Annotated in this window: 7 protein-coding genes and 1 pseudogene; 4 read left to right on the top strand and 4 right to left on the bottom strand. The window is 39.1% G+C overall.

The features are described 5' to 3' along the window. Window positions 1–345: 345 nt before the first annotated feature. The 3 genes from F6K38_RS28165 to F6K38_RS28155 are packed head-to-tail and all read right to left on the bottom strand — an operon-like array spanning window position 346 to window position 1,271. The gene (locus tag F6K38_RS28165) at window positions 346–501 is read right to left on the bottom strand and encodes a hypothetical protein (RefSeq protein WP_287298384.1); all 156 of its coding nucleotides are present in this window, start codon (window positions 499–501) and stop codon (window positions 346–348) included. Window positions 502–513: 12 nt separating this feature from the next. Further along, window positions 514–870: a XisI protein gene (locus F6K38_RS28160; RefSeq protein ID WP_008182715.1), complete on the bottom strand. Its 357-nt coding sequence runs from the start codon at window positions 868–870 to the stop codon at window positions 514–516. Beyond that, window positions 861–1,271, bottom strand: a complete 411-nt coding sequence (locus F6K38_RS28155) for a XisH family protein (protein WP_287358364.1) — start codon at window positions 1,269–1,271, stop codon at window positions 861–863. Before F6K38_RS28155 ends, F6K38_RS28160 begins: the two co-directional genes overlap by 10 nt. Before the next feature lie 170 nt (window positions 1,272–1,441). On the opposite strand from F6K38_RS28155, the gene F6K38_RS28150 reads away from it, so the two are divergent. The 4 genes and pseudogenes from F6K38_RS28150 (at window position 1,442) to F6K38_RS28130 (ending at window position 2,648) form a co-directional block, all read left to right on the top strand. Continuing rightward, window positions 1,442–1,633 (top strand): hypothetical protein, encoded by a 192-nt coding sequence (locus F6K38_RS28150; RefSeq protein ID WP_287358362.1) that lies wholly within the window; start codon window positions 1,442–1,444, stop codon window positions 1,631–1,633. 126 nt (window positions 1,634–1,759) lie between these two features. Continuing rightward, window positions 1,760–2,116, top strand: a pseudogene (locus F6K38_RS44435) (type II toxin-antitoxin system RelE/ParE family toxin). 19 nt (window positions 2,117–2,135) lie between these two features. Continuing rightward, complete coding sequence (locus F6K38_RS28135; RefSeq protein ID WP_287358359.1) at window positions 2,136–2,465, top strand: helix-turn-helix domain-containing protein; 330 nt, start codon at window positions 2,136–2,138, stop codon at window positions 2,463–2,465. Between the two features lie 21 nt (window positions 2,466–2,486). After that, window positions 2,487–2,648 (top strand): hypothetical protein, encoded by a 162-nt coding sequence (locus F6K38_RS28130; protein ID WP_154659752.1) that lies wholly within the window; start codon window positions 2,487–2,489, stop codon window positions 2,646–2,648. Window positions 2,649–2,786: 138 nt separating this feature from the next. Here F6K38_RS28130 and F6K38_RS28125 read toward each other — a convergent pair whose 3' ends face one another. Then, the gene (locus F6K38_RS28125; RefSeq protein WP_071986857.1) at window positions 2,787–3,041 is read right to left on the bottom strand and encodes a hypothetical protein; all 255 of its coding nucleotides are present in this window, start codon (window positions 3,039–3,041) and stop codon (window positions 2,787–2,789) included. Between the last annotated feature and the right edge of the window lie 428 nt (window positions 3,042–3,469).

Genomic DNA, 3,469 nt, shown 5'->3' with positions numbered 1-3,469 from the left:
TCATAAAACAAGCACAAGAGATCCTGTTGCCTCAGTCTTCAAATCCATAGAAGTAGAGTGGGCATCCTGCCCGCGCGACAATAAGCATGAAACTGGCATCCTGCCCGCGCGACAATCTAAGAGAATAAATTAATCATAAATTCATCGTAGGGTGGGCAGTGGTTCAGACGGATAATATTAGGGTTTAATAGATTTGATCAGCACTGCCCACCAACCTAAAATTAACTAGTAATACTATTAATCGTAGGTGGGCATTTTATAAAACGAATAATAATAGGTTTTAATAGATTTTATCAGCACTGCTCACGGACAATAAAGAGTTTAGCTTTTTAATAAAATTAATCGTTAGTCAGGTGGGCAGTGCATCAGAGCAATTTCAAAGCTGACCATTGGTTTGATCAGCACTGCCCACCCTACATCTACGCCTGATCGTGTTTGGGTCAATTCTTGTCCACTTTTCCCTGTTCCCTGTTCCCTATTCCCTGTTCCCGACTTCTGCAAGAAGTCTTTAGATTAATTAACAATCCCGTCACCTATACCAAAACCAGTATACTGGCGTACTTCAGGTTCATGAAAAGCTAAAACAATATCCTGTTTTGGAACTCCCATTTCCACTAATCGGTTAGCAAGTCCTTCTTCTGTGCCGTCATGCTGAATCCAAATTTTTCCACCCTTGATATCAACATGTAAAATACAGCCAAAATCACGTTTATTCCCACGCCAACCAACATAGAGCAATTGGTAGTGATCCTGCTCTGTATCAAAGACAGTCTGAACCTCGTACTCTGGTGCAATTGTTTGCCGTGAAGCCCGTTGAGCACGTTCGGAAAGAAGATTTCGAATATACTGGCGATATTGCTCTACAGCCATTGAACAATTACCTCCTGTTTCACATCATAAATTACTAATCTAATCTGATAACGATCAACTGCTGCCATGATGAAGCGTCGCTGGAAAAAACTCTCATAAATTGGCTCTCGCACAGCCAAATAAAGCTGGCGATCGGCTTCCATCCTTGCCAGTGCATCTCGGTAGTTTAGGAATTGCCCCAATGCCATATGAAAGTCGGAAACCTTGGATGGGCTGATAAAACTTTTGACTTCAACAGCAATTTTCTGATTTTTTCGTTCTGCTGCTAATAGTTGCTCCGCTCCTAAATCAATCTCAAAATAGACATCATCGATCCTAATTTCGTAAGGGTCTGCCGTAATCTTCCAGTTGTCTTTTTCTAAAGCAGTTTTAACAACAAAATGAAACCGATCTTTGACCATATCAACCTTCTCAGCATAGATCCTTTAACTCCGTCTACCCTAATTTAATAAACCTGGGGGATATTGCAGTCTCTCCCTGCTGATTCGCACTTGTCTTGCACTCCTTCAGACATATCAGACTATTTAGATGGCACTACATTTTATTGTATATTATACCAATTATACGACTTGTGAGGTACATATTTCTGGGTTTTAGGGAGCAGGCAGCAGGCAGCAGGGAGCAGGCAGTAGGCAGCAGGCAGCAGGTAAGAGGAAAGTCGGAAGTGGGAAAAACTAATGTGTACCTCACAACTGCAAGAAACGCTATATTTGATTATTTATTGATGGAGTCGCTGATGAATGTTACTAGGTACTATGGATAAAAGTGCTCTGTCAATTCCTTTTGCTTAACGGAGATAAAGCTAATCCCAGGCTCCTCTGTGCCAAGAGGATTTACCCACAAGGAAGTGAACAAGAGCAACTTTACAATCTAGATGCCAAATTTAAAAATGGGAGATGAATTACTGAAAAATGTTATTTGGGTTGGACCTTCAAAAAAGGAACTTTTAGGGTTTCCTGAAGATGTTATCGATGAAGTTGGTTACATTCTCTATCGGGTTTCAAAAAACCAAAATAATCCTCATATTAAACCTTTGAAATAATTAAATGGAGTGTTTGAAATTGTCAGCGATTATAAAACAGATACTTACAGAACAGTATATGCTGTAAAACTTGGGAATACTATTTATGTTCTCCACGCCTTTAAAAAAAAGTCAAAGACAGGTATTAAAACTCCAAAGCAGACTATGGATTTAATTAAAGAACGCCTAAAACAAGCACAAGATATTGCCAAACAACAAGATTAATAGCACCAAGGATAAAATAATGCCAGATTATACTGTAAGCTCAGGTAACATTTTTGCTGATTTAGGATTTATTAATGCTGAAGAAAAGTTGGCTAAGGTTAAACTAGCTTCACTCATTTTCGATCTTATTGATGAAAGGCAGTTGGCTGATTCAGATGTGGCTATGATTTTTAAAATTGATCCTCTTCAAGTCATGGATTTAAAAAATGGTCGCTTGCAAGGGTTTTCCTTGGAAAAACTGTTATTTTTTTTGGTAGCATTAGGTCAAACTATTGAAATTAGCGTCAGTCCAAAACCCGAAACTGTATCTAGTGGGAAGATACAAGTAATCCGTCAATCTTATGCTTGAATATAACCCTTCAAGGGGTAAGTGACTGTTGTGCTACCGACTCCCGATTCCCGATTCCCGACTCCCGACTTCCTAAAAAAAATCGGTCAAGTTTGGTTAAGCCCAATTCTTGACCGCATTGAATTTTTCAATATGTCAGAAGTACAACTAAGCTGTACTTCTGACATAATAACTCCAAATTGACTATTACGTTGTTGTTGAATTAGTCAGCAACTGCTGGAAACCAACAACATCCCAACTCATACTGCTTCATCCTGCTTCACAAAACAACCTTCACGATTCCTGTTGGCCAGGGATTTTCATCCCTGGCAAATTCCTATCCTAGTCTACGTGGAAATATCGAATCAAAAAGGTCATCACCTGACCAGGCTTTCCGGTAGGCTCCAGAGTGCTCCATTCGTCGGGGTGTGCATACTTAAGGGCATACACGGCATTAATGCTGTTGCGAACCTGTTCAGGAGTACCGACCAAGACGTGCTTGGCTTTTTTGCACTTACGGCATTGGTCACCAGAGTTTTCTGGGCAATTAGGATTGTTGAGATTGTGATCTGAGTTGGGATTCATGTTGTTAGTCATTTGGAGTTTTATGTTTGAACTGTGTATAATATTAATATATTAATTTATTTACTAATTGTCAAGGGGTTTAGGAATTTTTTTTTATTAGGAAATGGGGAATTTAGAATTTAGAATTTAGAATTTAGAATTTAGAATTTAGAATTTAGAATTTAGAATTTAGAATTGGGAATAGATTAATCGTAGGGTGGGCAGTGGAGCAGACGGATACTATCAACTTGTAATCGGTTTTATCGGCACTGCCCACCGACATAAAATTAACTAGAAAATAGGAGTTATTTGTTTAGCTTTTTAATAAAATTAATGGTCTGGTGGGCAGTGCATCATACCAATTTAAACGCTGACAATTGGTTTGCTAAGCACTGCCCACCCTACATCTATTACTTTTGCCTTAATAAGCACTACCCACCCTACATCTTTTGCTGGTCTGG

This window comes from Moorena sp. SIO3B2 (assembly GCF_010692525.1).
GTDB classification, from domain to species: domain Bacteria; phylum Cyanobacteriota; class Cyanobacteriia; order Cyanobacteriales; family Coleofasciculaceae; genus Moorena; species Moorena producens.
The sequence above is the reverse complement of the archived record's forward strand: the minus strand, read 5'-3'. Positions and strand labels throughout refer to the sequence as shown.

Bases quoted from the DNA above. Each gene is read 5' to 3' on its own strand.
- F6K38_RS28160 (WP_008182715.1), bottom strand. From the start codon at position 870: ATGGCTGTAGAGCAATATCGCCAGTATATTCGAAATCTTCTTTCCGAA.
- F6K38_RS28155 (WP_287358364.1), bottom strand. From the start codon at position 1,271: ATGGTCAAAGATCGGTTTCATTTTGTTGTTAAAACTGCTTTAGAAAAA.
- F6K38_RS28135 (WP_287358359.1), top strand. From the start codon at position 2,136: ATGCCAGATTATACTGTAAGCTCAGGTAACATTTTTGCTGATTTAGGA.
- F6K38_RS28125 (WP_071986857.1), bottom strand. From the start codon at position 3,041: ATGACTAACAACATGAATCCCAACTCAGATCACAATCTCAACAATCCT.